The organism is Stenotrophomonas sp. NPDC077420 (genome assembly GCF_044543385.1).
Classification (GTDB): Bacteria; Pseudomonadota; Gammaproteobacteria; order Xanthomonadales; family Xanthomonadaceae; genus Stenotrophomonas.
Genome location: NZ_JBITVZ010000001.1, coordinates 1 through 16095, shown reverse-complemented (window position 1 = coordinate 16095; position 16095 = coordinate 1). Strand labels below are relative to the sequence as shown.

8 protein-coding genes are annotated in these 16095 nt (G+C 68.6%); 2 read left to right on the top strand and 6 right to left on the bottom strand.

The window, feature by feature from the left end; genetic code table 11:
* Nucleotides 1-62 precede the first annotated feature (62 nt).
* A complete protein-coding gene (locus tag ACIGII_RS00040; protein ID WP_399637472.1) occupies nucleotides 63-1274 on the bottom strand; it encodes an NAD(P)/FAD-dependent oxidoreductase in 1212 nt (403 codons plus the stop codon).
* A gap of 6 nt (nucleotides 1275-1280) precedes the next feature.
* Nucleotides 1281-1775 (bottom strand): lipocalin family protein, encoded by a 495-nt coding sequence (locus tag ACIGII_RS00035; RefSeq protein WP_399637469.1) that lies wholly within the window; start codon nucleotides 1773-1775, stop codon nucleotides 1281-1283.
* 226 nt (nucleotides 1776-2001) lie between these two features.
* Between ACIGII_RS00035 and ACIGII_RS00030 the strand changes: the two genes are divergently transcribed.
* The gene (locus ACIGII_RS00030; RefSeq protein ID WP_399637803.1) at nucleotides 2002-4395 is read left to right on the top strand and encodes a DUF3772 domain-containing protein; all 2394 of its coding nucleotides are present in this window, start codon (nucleotides 2002-2004) and stop codon (nucleotides 4393-4395) included.
* Between the two features lie 10 nt (nucleotides 4396-4405).
* Here ACIGII_RS00030 and ACIGII_RS00025 read toward each other — a convergent pair whose 3' ends face one another.
* The 3 genes from ACIGII_RS00025 to ACIGII_RS00015 form a co-directional block, all read right to left on the bottom strand.
* On the bottom strand, nucleotides 4406-10225 hold the full coding sequence (locus ACIGII_RS00025; protein WP_399637466.1) for a hypothetical protein: 5820 nt from the start codon (nucleotides 10223-10225) through the stop codon (nucleotides 4406-4408).
* A 267-nt stretch (nucleotides 10226-10492) separates the two neighbouring features.
* Nucleotides 10493-12595: a phosphoglycerol transferase I gene (locus ACIGII_RS00020; protein WP_399637464.1), complete on the bottom strand. Its 2103-nt coding sequence runs from the start codon at nucleotides 12593-12595 to the stop codon at nucleotides 10493-10495.
* Nucleotides 12596-12845: 250 nt separating this feature from the next.
* Nucleotides 12846-14486 (bottom strand): ABC1 kinase family protein, encoded by a 1641-nt coding sequence (locus ACIGII_RS00015; RefSeq protein ID WP_399637800.1) that lies wholly within the window; start codon nucleotides 14484-14486, stop codon nucleotides 12846-12848.
* A gap of 179 nt (nucleotides 14487-14665) precedes the next feature.
* Here ACIGII_RS00015 and ACIGII_RS00010 point away from each other — a divergent pair, with 179 nt between their 5' ends.
* A complete protein-coding gene (locus tag ACIGII_RS00010; RefSeq protein WP_399637462.1) occupies nucleotides 14666-15607 on the top strand; it encodes a DUF808 domain-containing protein in 942 nt (313 codons plus the stop codon).
* 144 nt (nucleotides 15608-15751) lie between these two features.
* On the opposite strand, the gene ACIGII_RS00005 is transcribed toward ACIGII_RS00010, so the two are convergent.
* The coding region (locus ACIGII_RS00005) for an integrase core domain-containing protein (RefSeq protein WP_399657363.1) at nucleotides 15752-16095 on the bottom strand (344 nt) is incomplete at its 5' end.

Sequence of the window (16095 nt, the reverse complement as noted above, 5' to 3'; positions counted from 1 at the left end):
ATGATGCCTGTCGTGGCCACGCATGCAAGCGGAACCTCCGTGTCCCGCTGCGGTCGCCGCGATCAACCAAGCCGCTGGAAACCGAACAGCGCGGCCAGCGGGTGGCGCCGCCGCTCGATCTGCGCGCGCAGCAGCCCCGCCCCGACCATCGAATAGGTGATGCCATTGCCGCCATAGGCCATGGCGAACAGTACCCGGGAACCCCACTGCGGGTGCGGACCGAAGAACGGCAGGCCATCGGCGGTTTCGGCGAAAGTGCCGGCCCACGAGAACGCGGGGTACAGCGGCAGGTGCGGAAACTGTTTCGCCACCTGCTTGAGCAGCGTTCCGGTCTTGCCGGCCACGCGGGCGTCGCGGCGGGCCGGGACGTCCACCGCGTCATCCTCGCCGCCCACCAGCAGCCGATGGTCGCCGGTGGTGCGCATGTACAGGTACGGGCGCGCCGACTCCCAGACCATGGTGTCGTTGAGTGGTCCCAGCTCGGCCGTGTCGATCGGGTCGGTGATGAACGCATAGCTGCTGCGGTTGCGGGCCACCTTCTGCTTCAACCAGTGTTGCCCGGCATAGCCGGTGGCAAGCACCACGTGGCGGCTGCGGATGCGCACGCCGTCGGTGGTGGTGGCGGTGACCCCGCGCGGGGTCGGCTCCAGCGTGTCCAGCACGGTACGGTCATGCACCGCACAGCCGGCCTTGGCCAACCGCATCAACAGACGGTAGGTAAGCTGATAGGGATCCACCCGCGCGGCCAGCGCGCTGAGGATCGCGCCGGGTGCCTGGACGCCGAACTCCGCCTGCACGGCCTCTGCCTCCAACCAGCGCACGTCGAAGCCATGCCGGTCGCGCAAGGCGTACTCCTCCTGCAGCACCGACCGGTGCCGACGCTTGCTGGCGTAGTACAGGCTCTGCATGGGCTGGCAGTCCACGCCGCGGAAGCCCGAGGCCACCTCGCGCAGTGCAGGAATCGCCTCGGCGCAGGCGCGGTAGGCCAGCACCGCATCGGCTTCACCGTAGCGCTTGGCCAGGTCGATCAGGTGGGTATCGATTTCATACTGCAGCAGCGCGGTGCTGGCCGCGGTGCTGCCCCAGCCGATGTCGCGCTGTTCGATCAGCACCACGTCATGGCCGTGCGCGCACAGTTCGTCGGCGATCAATGCGCCACTGATGCCGCCGCCGACCACCAGCACGTCGCAGTTGTGATCCTGGCGCAGCGGAGGGAAGGCGTGCATCAGCCCATTGCTGATGGCCCAGAACGGGTACCCGCTTTTAAGGTCCATGTGCGGTCAGGCAGTGGGTCGGCCGGTGTGCGGGGTCTGGATGAGCCGGGTCAGGTCGAAGCCCTGCAGGCGCGCCTGGGCCAGGTAATGTTCCTGCACGGTGGGGTCCAGCTCGGGCTGGCGCGCCAGCAGCCACAGGTAGTCGCGGTCGGGACTGCCTACCAGCGCCACGGTGTAATCCGGCGCCACCTGCATCACCCAGTAGTCACCCTTGGTGAAGGGAATCCAGCGCAGGCCCTTGGGCAGGAAGCTCACTTCCAGACGTGCCGGATCGTTGTCGACCGCGCTGGCCTCGCCCTCGGCTTCTTCGATGCTGTCGCCCAGGCGGCAGCGGTTGAGTACGGTGACATGACCGTCCGGCTTGACCTCATAGTGCGCGCTGACATCGGTGCACGCGTCAGGTTCGTGCTTCATCGGCAGCCGGGCGATTTCGTACCACGTGCCGGCGTAGCGCGGCAGCTGCAGGTTGGTGACGGTCTTGAGCTCGGGGTGGGTGGTCATTGCTGGCATCGGTAGGGACATTGAAACCACGATGCAGGGGCTGCCGCCACGGCCGGGTGAAGCCGGGACGATGCGGGCGTGACAGCCCCGCGGCGGCGCTTACCCGATGTGAACACGTAGCGGTTTATAGTCCGCCAAGGCGCGGTGGTCCGCGTGTTGCCCTGGTACTGCTGGTTTGTCTTCCCGTCCTGGTTTTCCCCTGCTGCGGCCGCTGCTCGGCCTGTTGATGTGCGCCTGGCTGCTGGCCGCCCCTGCTGCGTTCGCGCAGGGCGCCGCTGACGGGCAGAACCAGCCGCTCGCCCAGTTGGCGCAGGCCGGCAAGGACCTGGTCGCGATCCAGCAGTCGCTGGACGATGCCGAAACCCGCGATACGCTCAAGACCCTCTCCGATCGGGCCCTGGGCGTTCAGCGCCGCGCCGATGACGCGCAGGCGGCCCTGCAGCCGCAGCTGGACCAGCTGGACATCCGCATCTCGCAGCTGGGGGCGGTTGCCGAAGGCACGGTGGAATCGCGCGACCTGGCCCAGCAGCGCAAGTCGCTGAACCAGGAACGGGCGGACATCGCCGCGGCCATCGCCCGGGCCCGCCTGCTGTCGGTGGATGCCAAGCAGCTGAGCGCCGATATCGAGAAGATGCGCGCCACCCAGCTCAGCGAGGAGCTGGTGCGCAAGGTCAACTCGCCGCTCTCGCCCTCGCTGTGGCGCCAGTTCGCGACCCACGTGCCGGCGGACCTGGATCGACTGGCGGCACTGTACCGGCAGGGCGAATCCACGGCGCGCAAGGCGATCGCGCAGCACGGCTGGGGCACGCCGCTGTTCGGTGCGGCGATGGCACTGTTGATGTTCTTCCCGCTGCGCCTGTGGCTGCGTGCGCTGGGACGGCGCTTTGCCGCCTCCGAGCGTGCCCCCGACGGCCGCCTGCGGCGCTCGGGGCTGGCGGTCTGGTTGCTGGCGGTGGGCACCCTGCTGCCCGGGTTTGCCGCGGCGATGCTGGTCGGCTCCCTGCAGGAAATCGGCGCCATCCCGCCGCGCCTTGAAGCGGTGGCGCTGAACTTCCAGGTGGCCACCTTCGTGGCGGCGTTCATGGCCGCGCTGAGTGCGGCCCTGCTGATGCCGAAGCGACCGTCCTGGCGCTTGATGAATCTCGATGACGAGATGGCCTGGCGCCTGCGCAAGTACGCCTGGTGCGCGGCCGGGCTGACCTGGGTGAGCATCCTGCTGGTGGCGCTGAACAAGCAGGCGCGCACCAGCCAGGTCACCACGGTGGCGGTGGACGGGCTGATCGCCATCACCTACATGGTGTTGATCATCGCCATCCTGGTATCGCTGGCGCGCATGCACCGCCGCCAGGCCGACGAGGTGCAGGCCAAACTGGACGCGCAGGGCGCCGACGCCGCGGCCAAGCCGAAGGTCGGCGCACGCCGCAGCGGCTGGATCGTGCTGGCCCGCGTGGTCGGCAACGTGGTGGTGTCGGCGGCGGTCATCGCCACGCTGCTGGGCTACCTGAACTTCGCGCTGTTCGTCGGCCAGCAGCTGATCTGGGGTGCGGTGGTGCTGCTGGCCGCCTCGCTGCTGCTGAAGTTCGCCGACGACCTGGCCATCTGGCTGCTGTCGCCGGGCGGACGGATCGGCCAGACCGTGGTGCTGACCACCGGCCTGAGCGCGTCGCGGCTGGAGCAGGGCGGGGTGCTGCTGTCGGCCGTGCTGCGCATCGGCGTGATCGTGCTGGCGGTGCTGGCGCTGACCGCGCCGTTCGGCAACACCAACGCGTTGTTTGGCGGGCTCGATACCCTGTCAAAGGGCATCACGCTGGGCAAGGTCACGCTGAAGCCGGGTGACGTGGTGTACGCGGTGCTGGCGTTCCTGCTGGTGTGGGCGGCGATGCAGGCGTTCCAGCGCTGGCTCACCGATACCTACCTGCCCAAGACCGAGCTCGACGCCGGGGCGCGCAACTCGATCAGTACCGTCACCCGCTACCTGGGCATCATCCTGGCGGTGCTGTGGGGGCTGACCGCGCTGGGCATCGGCCTGGAACGCCTGGCCCTGCTGGTCAGCGCGTTGTCGGTGGGTATCGGCTTCGGCCTGCAGGCGATCACCCAGAATTTCGTCTCCGGCCTGATCCTGCTGGCCGAGCGTCCGGTCAAGATTGGCGACTGGGTGAAGCTGGGCGACCAGGAAGGCGACATCAGGCGCATCAACGTGCGCTCCACCGAGATCCAGGTCGGCGACAAGTCCACGCTGATCGTGCCGAATTCGGAGCTGATCACCAAGACGATCCGCAACATGACCATGGGCAACGCGCAGGGCCGGATCCAGATCCAGTTCAGCGTGCCGCTGAGCACCGATGTCGCCGCGGTGCGGCAGATCCTGCTCGATGCCTACACCGCGCATGTCGGCGTGCTGGCCGACCCGGCGCCGTCGGTGTTCATCGATTCGATCGCCAACGGCCAGGTCGCGATCAACAGCTTCGCCTATACCTCCGGTCCGCGCGCGGTGTACGGCGTGCGCAGCGACCTGTACTTCACCATGCTGCAGAACTTCGCTGCGGCCGGTATCGCCTTGTCGGCGCCGACCGACATCCATCTGGTGCGCGACCCGGCGCCGGCCCGCGACGACCCCTGACCACGCGGTTTCATGGGTGCGCCGCAGGCACGCCGAGCGCGCGGTGGTCGGGGAGGGTCAGCACGGGAGGCTGCAGCAGCCCGGTATCCTCCCCGGGCTGTTCGTCAGACGCCTTGGGCCCCTGCTTGATCGGCTTGAGCGCCTTGCCCGGCGACACGTGGGGCGTGCGCGGCGCGCCGCCTACCTTGATCAGCATGCCGGCCGCGCCGCCACTTTCCCCCAGCTGCTCCTGCAGCGCCGGACCGTACAGGCTCAAGGTGGCCGGGTCGACCAGATGCAGGGTGCGGCTGCCACTGGCGACCGGCGGCGGCGCCACCATCGCACCGGGAATGCCATCGACGGTACGGACCTTGATCTCGTAGAGCGGGGAAGCCAGCGAGCTGCCCTCCTTGGCAATGGCCATGCCCTCGCGCATGGCCCAGCGCATGCCCGCCGGGCGGGCAGCGGAGGGCTGCCGGCCCATCACCGCCCACAGGAAGCGAAGGTTGCCACGCGCGGTACGCTGCACCACGCTGACCCCTACCCGCAGCAGCGACAGGCTGCCGGCGGCCGGATTGAGCGCGTCCAGGGTGCCATGGCCAAGGACCCGCGACAGTTCCGCGAAGCGCGGCAGGGTCAGCTTCAATCCCGGCCGGGCCAGCACCTTGGCCATGCCGCCGACGACCGGCCCGACCACGATGATCGCTTCCAGGTACAGGCCGAACGCGGCCATCGCGAATTCATTGCGGTTCCGGGAGGCGATGCGGCGCAGGTTCTCCACGAACGGCACGAAGAAGTCCACCGTCTTCAGCCACAGCGGTGCGTCGTCCAGGTGCAGTTCGTAGCCGGTGGGCGCCCACCCCTCGCGTCGGAAACTGTCCGCATCCAGCCAGAAGAACCCGTGCTGGATCGGCTCGATCAGGGCGTGGAACGGTGAGCGGCGGGCGTGCGGGTCGCGCTGCGTGGCGTTCGGCGCCAGCAGCCGCTCCACGATCACCGCCGAGGACCGTCCCTCGGCCGGTGCCTTGTCGGTGGCATACGCGTCCCAGTCCACCGGCAACGGCGTGCCGCGGCGCACCTGCACGGTGGCCATGTTGCCGCTGCGCAGGCGCACCTTGCGGTTCTGCAGTTCGCCGCCCAGCGGCAGCGGCCCGTCAAGCGGCAGCGGCACGATCCGGCTCTGCAGCGGGAACAGCTGGAAGTGGCGCGGCTGGCCGGACAGGGTGAGGGTGTACACCACGCCGAAGCGGCCGCGGTAGGCATCGGTGTCGTTGCGCGTCTCCTGGCGCGCTTCCAGATCAGGTTCATGGGTGCGCAGGGTGAATACCTGCACCTGGCCCTGCATCAGCGCATGCCGCTCGTCCTCCGGGCGCTGGTACAGCGCTTCTTCGATCAACACGCCATACCCCTGCTGCGCCTTGCGGAAATAGGCGTCGAAGCGGCGCTGGTAACGCGCGTTGACGTCGGCCAGCAGGGGCAGCGCGGGGCGCATCCGCGCGTAGGCCTCCTGCAGTGCCGCCTCGTAACGCGGGTTGCCCTGCGCGCGGTTGAGCGGCGAATCCTGCACGAAGGTGCGGCATGGACGCCAGCGATCGGCGTCGGTGCGCAGCGCGCCGGCCGCGGCGACTTCGAAGAACGGAAAGCTGCGCCCGAAGTGGTTGTCGTCGTGGCATAGCAGGAAGTCCGTCGAATTCCACGCCTGTTCGGCCAGCACTCCGGGAAAGCGCGGAAACACCCGGCGTATTTCCGCTTCCAGCAGCGGCATGCGATAGGGCAGCGGCGCCAGCACGTCGGCTACCGCGCGTTCGATGTCGGCCACCCGCTGGTCGTATGCGGCCAGCGCCGCTTCGATCCGTTCGGCGGGCCGCATCGGCGGGCTCGACGCGCGCTCCAGCTGGCGGAACACGTACCAGTCCTGGGTGGGCAGCCGACGTGCCTGCAGCGTCATCTGCTTGACCAGGTCGGGCACGCCCACGCCTTCGGCCAGGTCCGATGACAGACGCAGCAGTTCACTGAAGCGCATCTGCTGTGACAGGCCGCGCCGGATCTGTTCGGCCAGGTGCACGCCGCTGACGAACTGGATCGACGCGATGGTATTGGCGTACACCAGGTTGGGCGGGACATCGGGCGCCAGCAGCTCGGGCGCGTGATCCTGCAGGGCCAGGGTGGTGGCCATGCCGAGTGCCGAGGCCGGAATACGTCCCATGCTGTGCAGGTAGTCCTGGAAATCCAGCCGGATCTGCGCGAACGTGCGCCCCCAGTTGGAGGATTTGTGCAGGCGGTAACCCAGCAGCACCCGGGCCTCGCGGTCCGAGGCCGGGCCCAGGTCGAGCACGATGGCGACCCGGGTCAGGCTCGCCAGCAGCGTGGGGGAGGTGGGCGCGTGCACGCTGCCGGCGTACCACCCCAGTGCGTGCAGCAGGGCGGCCTGCAGCAGCAGCGCGCGCGGGGTGCGCGCCATGGCGGCGACGAGGTGACTGGTGCGGTGCACCTGGTCCCAGCCCATGTCGCCGCGCTCGAGCAGGGGGCGCGCCAGGTACTCGAGCAGGGTCTGTTCGTCGGGGGCGCGCTGGGCCAGGAACGCGCTCGTGGCCGCACGGATCCGTGCCAGGTCGTCGACGTCCAGTGTGTCCCACGCGTGCAGCAGATCAGCGCGCATGCCCAGGCGCAGTTCACCCAGCAGCCGCTCCACGCAGCGTGCGGCCCCATCGAAATGGGTTTCCTCCTCGGGTCCGCAGCCACCGTGTGCGGTCAGGATGTCCGAGACATTGACGCGTCCGTCCGAGCGCACCCGTCCGCCCAGCCGCGCCGCGGTGTCGCGCAATGCGGTGAGGAGCGGCGCCACGGACGGATCGTGCCGCCACGCAGCGGTGGCATTGAGCGGATGCAGCAGGCCGCTGGCATCCTGGGCGGCCACGGTGCCGTCGGCGTCGACGCTGATCCACAGCGGCGGCGGCCGCAGGTGCTGCAGCGACGCCTCCAGCCCAGGCAGTGCAAGCAGGTCGGCGAACGCCGACAACGCGGGCTGCAGCGTGGTGGCGGTGGCGGTACCCAGGGCCATGCGGTGGCCGCGGGTGGCTGCGTCCGGGTCCCGGCCCAGCAAGGAGCGCAATGCCTGCAGTTCATTGCTGGCCTGGTGCCAGCGCGAGGGCGCCGCGGTCTGCCGCAGCCAGTCGTCGTGTACCCGTGCGATGGCATGCAGCAGATGGGCCTGGGTGCACAGCACCGGAGAGGCGCACGCCACGACCACCGGTCGCGGCAGCGCACCGTGGAACTGCAGCGCATTGGCCAGTGGCACGCTGTTGCCGGGAGAGAACCGCCCGAGGCGGTCGGTCATGCGGTACAACGCGTCCAGGCGCCGGGCGAGGGACGCTTCCAGCGTGTCCGCCAGCCCGTCGACCACCACCACGCTCCGGCCGGAGCCGCGCACCCGCGCGGTAATGCCATCGGTGGCTACCCGCAGTGAATGGAACGAGGCATTCAGGCGCCGCATCTCCATCCAGATCGTCGGCAGTTCAAACACCTGCCGCACCTGGCGTTGCGCGTCGCGCCAGGCGGTCTCCAACGGCGAGCCGTGCGCCGGGGTGAGACGCTGTTGGGCAAGCGCTGCGTCCCAGGTGTCCAGCCGGGCGTCGAAACGTTCCCACAGGTGCTGCAGCAGGCGTGCATGATCCCGGGTTGCCAGCTCCGAGGCCGCGGTATCCCAGAGGGCCTGCACCTGGTGCGGCCCGGTCGCCGGTGCTGGCGGCGGCGCCAGCTGTCGGTCGAGGATGGCCAGGCAGGTATCGAACGGCGCGTCGTCCATCGGTGCCGCAGGCAATGGCGCGGCATAGTACGCCAGCATTTCCGGCACCTGCAGCCGACCGTCGGAGCGCACCGGTGCGTGCAGCAGCGTAGCGATGCCACGCAGCAGGGTGTCGACGGCGCTCAATGCCGGCGGTGGGTGGCCGGCCTCGAACAGCGGCACGGTACGCGGGCCCTGCAACGCGCGCGCCAGCACCGGGCCGTGCGCCGGATACACCAGTCGCGCAGGGTCGGCATGCTGGTGCCAGCACAGTGCGATCACCTCGGCATGGGCCGACACCTGCAGCAGCAGGCTGCGCGCCAACGCCATGTTGTGGCCGAGGTGCGAGCGGGGATCGGGGCGCCAGCCCGGCCAATGCGGCGCCAGGCCCCGGATGGGCAGCGCTTTCACCTTCAGCACCTGCTGCCGCAGGCGGAGCAGGGTGGCAGTTTCGTTGGTGGCCGGCGTGGTGCCGTCCCCGGATCGGTGCAGCACCTGCTCCTGCGCCAGGATCAGCCGGTCGATGGCGTGGGGCGTCTGCGGCGTTGTCGGTATCGCATGACCGGCATAGAAGCCCAGCGCACAATCCAGGCGCGCGGTCATGGCATTGTCGAAACACCCGCCGGCGGCCCCCACGCGACGCAGCAGATCGTCCAGCAGCGCGGCGGTCGGGGCGGACCAGGCCCCCCCACTGTCCGTGGCTGGCAGCGGATGCAGTACCACCGGGGTACCGGAGACCACCCGCGCTGCGCTCACCGTGGCGTTGGCCACGCGCAGCGTCGACGGCGGCGTGCGTTCGGCATACAACCGTTCCAGGAAATCGTCCTGTCGGTACAGCCACGTCAGTTGCTGGCGGACCCGCTGCAGGGCGATCGTAAACGGCGAGCCTTCGGTGGGAACGAACGGTGACGGTGGCACCGGCGCGCTGCCCACGGCCAATGCGTTGTCACGCAGCGCCCAGAGCGCGTCGATCAGGGCAACGCGGTCCTGCGCGGCCGCTTCCTCGCGCGCCGGATCGCCCTCGGCTGCGCGGGGTGACCGGCGCCGGGAGGGATCGCCGGGTAACGTCTGCGCCGGCGGCTCCGGGCGCGGCGCGCTCGCGCCGCTGTTCCAGGCCGCACCGAGCCAGGCAGCCCCGGCGCCTGCGGCGGCCAGGCCGGCCACCGCAGCGACGACACGGCGCTGCGCTGAAGCGCGGCACGCCACGGGCACCGCGGCGGCCATCGCCACCAGCACGGTGGGATCGGGACGCGGCAACCGGGCGGACGCTGCCGTGGCGGCGCCCGCAACGGCAGCGGTGGCATGCGGCCCTGCCGCGCGCTGCGCAGGTACGGCGGGCGGCGCGAACAGGCGGTGCAGGGCTGAACCCACCCGGTCCACCCGATCCAGCGCAACCGGTAACCGTGCCAGCTGGCGACCTGCTGCAGTCGCGGGCGCCGGGTGCGACGGCCGGCGGAACCACAGCGCCCAGGTGGTGGCCAGCAGCAGCAGGCTCAACGGCGACGTCGGCAACTGCAAAGGCTGGCACAGCAGGGCGTGCGTGGCATCGGCCCGCTGCAGCACGCACTCCAGCTGCGGCGGCAGCAGCGCCAGCAACGGCTCCACCCAGGCGCCGCCGCGCAGCGATGGCAGCGGCAATTGGCACAGCCAGTACAGCCACGGCAGCAGCTGCGGCTCCTGCAGCAGCTGCGGCACCGCCGTGGCCAGTTGCGCGCCTGCCAGCAGCTGCGCACCGTGCTCGCCGAGGGTCGCATTGGCGATGGCGTAGAGCGCCATGCCGATACTCCGCTGGCCGTGCAGCTGTCCCAGCCCGGTGACCAGCGCCGCGGCGACGCGCGCCGCTTCGCGCCGCCACGCGCGCGCGGTCGAGGCGGCGTCGGCGTCCGCGTGGCGCAGCACCCGATCCAGCGTGGCCGGTCGCTCGGCGACCGGGGTGCTGCGGAGCACGCTGGCCAGGTGCGCGCCGAGCACGTCTGCCGCCGCGACCGACAGCTGTTCACACAGCTGTGCTTCTACCCGGGCCAGTTCCGACGGCAGCAACGGGCAGCGACGCAGGACGCGGTCCACGACCGGCTGCAACGGCCGCTGCTGCGCGTCGCCTGGCGGCCAGGGGGTGTTATGAACGCTGCCAGGCCGTACACGCGCGGACGCAGTGCCCGCGGCGCCAACGGCCGGCAACGGCGCGTGCGCCGTGCGGCCCGCCGGCGGCAGTGGGCCCAGCATGAAGTGCTCCCCGGATCGACATCGGCGGGCGCCGATTTTGCCGCTCAGCGGGCGGCGGATGTGTGCGAGGCATCGCAGAATCGGCGCGCGATACCGCGGCGCGCGGCAGGATCAGCCGCGATTGCCACGTCGTGACGGAATCAGCGCGAACGTGTCGACCGCCAGTTTCTCGGCATGGTTCAACCACGCGCGGATTTCAAGATCATCCACTTCGTGATCCAGCCCGACCGGCACGCTGATGCGGCCTTCCGCATCGGGCTGCACCCACTGCTGGGCCACCACCACCTTGCGCTTGGACGAGACCGCCTCGATCCAGAAGCCACGATCGGGCGACTGCTTCGCCACCAGCTGCAGCATGTACTGGCCGGCGCGGGTGCGACGACCCTTCTGGGTGATCATGTGCGCCTGGCGGATGCTCGGGCGCGGGCCATTGAACGGATCCAGCGGCGCATCCACGGCAAAGCCCTGGCGAAGCTGGTCATCGCGGTACAGCTTGATGCCCTTGTCGCGGTTGACCAGCATCGCGCACCAGTCGCCGTCGGCCGAGCCATCCTCGAAGGCGGTGCAGCGATCCACGTAAGCCAGGGTGTTGGCCGGGTCGGCCAGGTCGAACTGCTTCGACGTGTTTTCCAGATACACCGACTTCAGGTCCCACTGCTTGTCGTATTCGAGCAGCACCGGCGGCTGCACATGCTGCAGGCCGATCACCACCTGGTTGTCGTCGTCGATGCGCAGCTGGCGGGTCTTGTCGCCCAGCCACAACGAGCGCGAGAACGCCAGGTAACGCGGGAAGTCCTTGCCGTCGTCGCGGAACGCCGCCGCGCTGGCGCTCTTCGGGCGCTCGGGCTGCAGCAGCGAACGCCCGAAGCCGATCTCGCCGATTTCCGGCTCGATCAGGCTGAGCAGGGTCGCGCCCGAGTCGAGGGTCGAGCCGTTTTCGGCCGCAAGCTGGCGCGGGGCGATGTCCTTGCCCAGGAACAGCAGCAGGTTCTCGCGCTTCTGCCTGGCCAGGATGTGGCTCAGGTCATTGGGCATGGCCAGGTGGTCGGAGGCGATCACGATCAGCGTGTCGTCGCCGTAAGGACTGGCCTGGATGCGGTCGACCAGCTTGGAGATCAGCCCGTCGGTGCACTTGAGGGCATTGAGCAGTCCGATGTTGCCGTAATCGCTCTGGTAGCGGGTGCGCTTGCAGGCCACCGGCAGGTGCCCGGCCGGGTGATGGGTATCCATGGTGAGCGTGGTCAGCATGAACGGCTGGCCGGCCTTGGACAGCTGCATGAAGCGATCGTAGGCCTTGTCCAGCAGCACATCGTCGTGCACGCCCCAGGTGGAGAAATGCGAGCGGCCGATCTTCTGCTGCTTGAACCAGGCCAGGTCATCCACGGCATCGAACCCGTGCGTGGCCAGGAACTGACCCTTGCCGGCGAATAGTCCATTGGCCCCGCCCAGGTAATGGTTGGTATAGCCCTGCTGCTTGAGGTAATCGCCCAGGCATACCGCTTCGGGCAGGAAGCTGCCCATGCGGTCCATGCTGTTCTCATCGCCCTGCGCGGTGGTCAGGGGCACGCCGCACATCGACGACACCAGGCCGGCGATGGTCCAGCCACCGCCCTCGGCAGAAACCAGCCCGCGCACGTCCAGCGACTGTCCGGCAAGGCGATTCAGGTTCGGCATCAGCCCGGGGAAGGTGGACTCATCCAGATACGTGCGCTCCAGGCTTTCGCCGTAGATCCACACAATGTTGCGTGGCTTGCGCAGCGGCTGCTGCGGCACGCGGTACTCCGGGGCCACCATGCTGTAATCGACCGGTCGCATCTGCTGGTACAGCCGCTGTCCGTCGCGGTACAGCGGGCTGACGCCGATCGCCAGCACCCACACGGCGAGGAAGCCGGCGAACACGCCCCGACCGTGCGCGGTGCGGTGCCAGCGCTTGATGCGCGGGGTGAGCAGGGGCAGCAGCGACAGCAGCACCAATGCGATGAAGCCGGCGATGTAGCCCTTGAAGTCGGAGACGCCGGCGCCTTCCATGTCGGCGCCGAGGTGGTACAGGGTGGCTGCATTCAGGCCATCGCCGGAGAGTTTGTTGATCAACCACCATGCACTGAGCGTCAACAGCAGCAGCGACATCAAGCCTGCCTTCCACCATGCCCAGCGACCTGAAGCAAGCAACAGCCAGGTGAGCAGCAACAGCGACAGCAGCAGGATCCAGAGCATGGGCATCATCGGCAGCGGAGACAGGTGGTGATGGACGCCGTGACGACGTATTCCCATCCGACCGGCTGTCCAACCACACCCGCATGACAAGCCGATGACTGGATCATGCCTGCACGAACCTGACTGAAATGTTTGTTGAACACGCGCTGCGCGCGCTTACACCGCCTTGCGTTCAAAAGGGTAAAACGCATGTGAAGAAGGCGCGCGGATGCGCGCCTTCGCCAGGTGCCCACCGTGGGTGGGTACGCATTTACCGATGGCCGCGTTCTTCCCTTGAACGTGCGCGACGGTCGAACAACAACGCGCTGAGGATGATGCCCAGTCCAAGGAACACGCCGATCAACATCAAGGTGAATGCGATGGCGGGATACCCGAACAGGTGCCAACCGGTGTCGACCTTCATCATCATTGCCGCCGCCAGGATCAGCGCGGCGGTGACGATGCCGGCGGACACGCGGTTGGCGATCTTCTGGAGGTTCTCCATCAGCCGCGATTCCTCCAGCCCGGTGACCTTCATCTGCAGGCGGTTCTCTGCCAGCAGCGCGAGGATGTCGGACATCTTGCGCGGACCCTCGCGCAGCAGCTGCTGCATTTCCATCGCTTCACTGGCGAGGTTGGCGGCCGACAGCGACTTCTTCAGGCGCGCGCGCATGACGTGCTGCAGCTGGCGCTCGACGATGCGGCGCGTATCCAGGTCGGGCGACAACAGCCGGCACACCGCTTCCAGGTTCAGCAGCGCCTTGCCGAGCAGGCTGAGCTCGGGCGGGGTGCGCAGCCCGCTGGCGGTGGCGATGCGGACCAGGTCGAGCACCACGCGCCCTTCGGAGAACGTACCGCTGGCAGCGTAGCGGGCGATGACCTGGCCGGTTTCGCGCAGGTAGCGTTCCTCGTCGAAGGCTTCCAGGCGGGTGCTGATGCCGATGATTTCGTCGGCCACTTCTTCGCCGCGCCCATCCACGGCCGCGAACAGCAGTTTGAGCAGGCGCTCGCGCAGCCGCGGCGGCATGTGCGCGACCATGCCCAGGTCGAAGATCGCCAGCCGGCCTTCGGGCGTGACTCGGAGGTTGCCCGGATGCGGATCGGCATGGATCTCGCCGTGCACGAAGATCTGGTCGATGTAACCGCGGATCAATGCAGCGGCCAGTGGCGCCATCGGCTCCTCGGTGCGGCGTACGTCGGGAATCATGTCCACGCGGACACCCTGCGCCAGCTCCATGGTGAGCACCCGGTGGCTGCAGTAATCCCAGATCGGTTGCGGCACCCACAGCGGCTTGAACGGGCGCAGGTGCTGGCCGAAGCGCTGCAGGTTCTCGGCTTCGGCGTGGTAATCCAGCTCCTGCATCAGGGTCTTGGCGAACTCGTTGAGCCAGTCGCGCAGGCGCACCCGGCGGCCGACCTGGGTGAGGTGGTCGGCGGCCAGCGCGAAGCTGCGCAGCACCTCCAGGTCCGAACGCAGCTGCGCCGCCACCTCGGGCTTCTGTACCTTGACTGCCACGTCGCGGCCGTCGTGCAGCTGCGCGCGGTGTACCTGCGCGATGGACGCACAGCCCAGCGGCACCGGGTCGAAGCTGGCGAACAGCTTGGAGACCGGGGCGCCCAGCTCCTGCTCGATGATGCTGTAGATGCGCTCGACCGGGATCGGCGCCACCTTCTCCTGCATGCGCTCCAACGCGGTGGCAAATTCCACCGGCACCATGTCCGGACGCGTGGAGAGCATCTGGCCCAGCTTCACGAATGTGGGCCCCAGCGACTCCAGATCGGTGACGAACTGCTCCGCATTGCCTTCCGGCGGCAGGTCGTGGATGGCACGGGAATCCAGGTTCATTCCCGAGAACACCCCCGAATGCCGGTAGCGCAGCAGCAGGCGCAGGATCTGGCTGCGGCGGTTCATGCCCTTGACCAGCGACGGCGAGCCGGGGATGACAGGGGTGGTATTCAAGCAGGGCTCCGGGGCAGGACGGACCCGCAGTGTCGCCGCAGGGCGGTGGTGGGGCGGTGAATCCGGGCGATCTTCCACGAACGCGGCTGGATGGGTCAGAATCGGCGCCTCCCTTCGATTTCTGGATTGCCATGGCCGGTGCCAGCCTGTTTGCGTTGCTCGACGATATCGCCGCCCTGCTGGATGATGTCTCGATCCTGACCAAGGTCGCCGCCAAGAAGACCGCCGGCGTGCTCGGCGACGACCTGGCGCTGAACGCGCAGCAGGTCACCGGGGTCAACGCCAACCGGGAGTTGCCGGTGGTATGGGCCGTGGCCAAGGGGTCGCTGGTCAACAAAGCGATCCTGGTGCCGGCGGCGCTGGCGATCAGCGCGCTGGAAGCCTGGCTCAAGGGCAAGGGCTATCCGATCCCGATCGTGGTCCCGCTGATGATGATCGGTGGCGCCTTCCTCTGCTATGAGGGCGTGGAGAAACTGGCGCACCGGTTCCTGCACTCGCAGGAGGAAGACGAACAGCAGAAGGCTGCACGGCTGAAGGCGCTGGCCGACGAGAAGGTCGACATGGTGGCGTGGGAGAAGGACAAGGTGAAAGGGGCGATCCGCACCGACTTCATCCTGTCCGCCGAAATCATCGTGCTGTCGCTGGGCGTGGTGTCGGCCGCGCCGTTCCTCAACCAGGTCACCGCGCTGGTGGTGATTGCCCTGGGGATGACCGTGTTCGTGTACGGGCTGGTGGCCGGCATCGTGAAGCTGGATGACGTGGGCCTGTACCTGTCGAAGAAGGGCGGGGCGCTGGCCGCGTTCGGACGTGGTCTGGTGGCGTCGGCGCCGTGGCTGATGAAGTTCCTGTCGGTGGCCGGCACCCTGGCCATGTTCCTGGTCGGCGGTGGCATCCTGGTGCACAACGTGCCGGTGGTGCATCACTTCGTGCTGGGCATTGCCGGCAAGGTGGCGCCGTGGGGCTGGCTGGTGGAAGCGGGCGCGAACCTCATCGTCGGCGTGATCGCCGGTGCGGTGGTGCTGGCGGCGGTGACCGGGTTCCAGAAAATGCGCGGGAAGACCCCGGCGCATTGACCACACGACACACCGACGACGGAAACGGATAAGCGGCAGCGAACGGGCCAGGCAGCCGAGGGTAGCGCCGACTGTCAGTCGGCGAACGGGTCAGGCAGCCGAGGTAGCGCCGACTGTCAGTCGGCGAACGGGTCAGGCAGCCGACTAACTGTGTAAACCCAGTACGTTGTTCAGCGGGATTCTTGAAATAGGCGGCTGGTTGCCGATCCCCATGTGGGGTCGGTGCCAGTTGTAGTGGTGGAGCCAAGCCGGCAGTGCGGCGTCTCGCTCCTGCGATGAGGCGTACCGGCGTGCGTAGGCCCATTCGCGCAGGCTGGTCTGGATGAATCGCTCGGCCTTGCCGTTGGTCTGGGGGGTGTAGGGCTTGGTTCGGATATGCCGTATCCCCAGCGCCCGGACGGTTTGGGCAAACAGATTGGACCGGTAGCAAGCGCCGTTATCGGTCAGCACCCGCTGGAAGCGGATTCCCAAGTTCCGGTAGTGCTCCA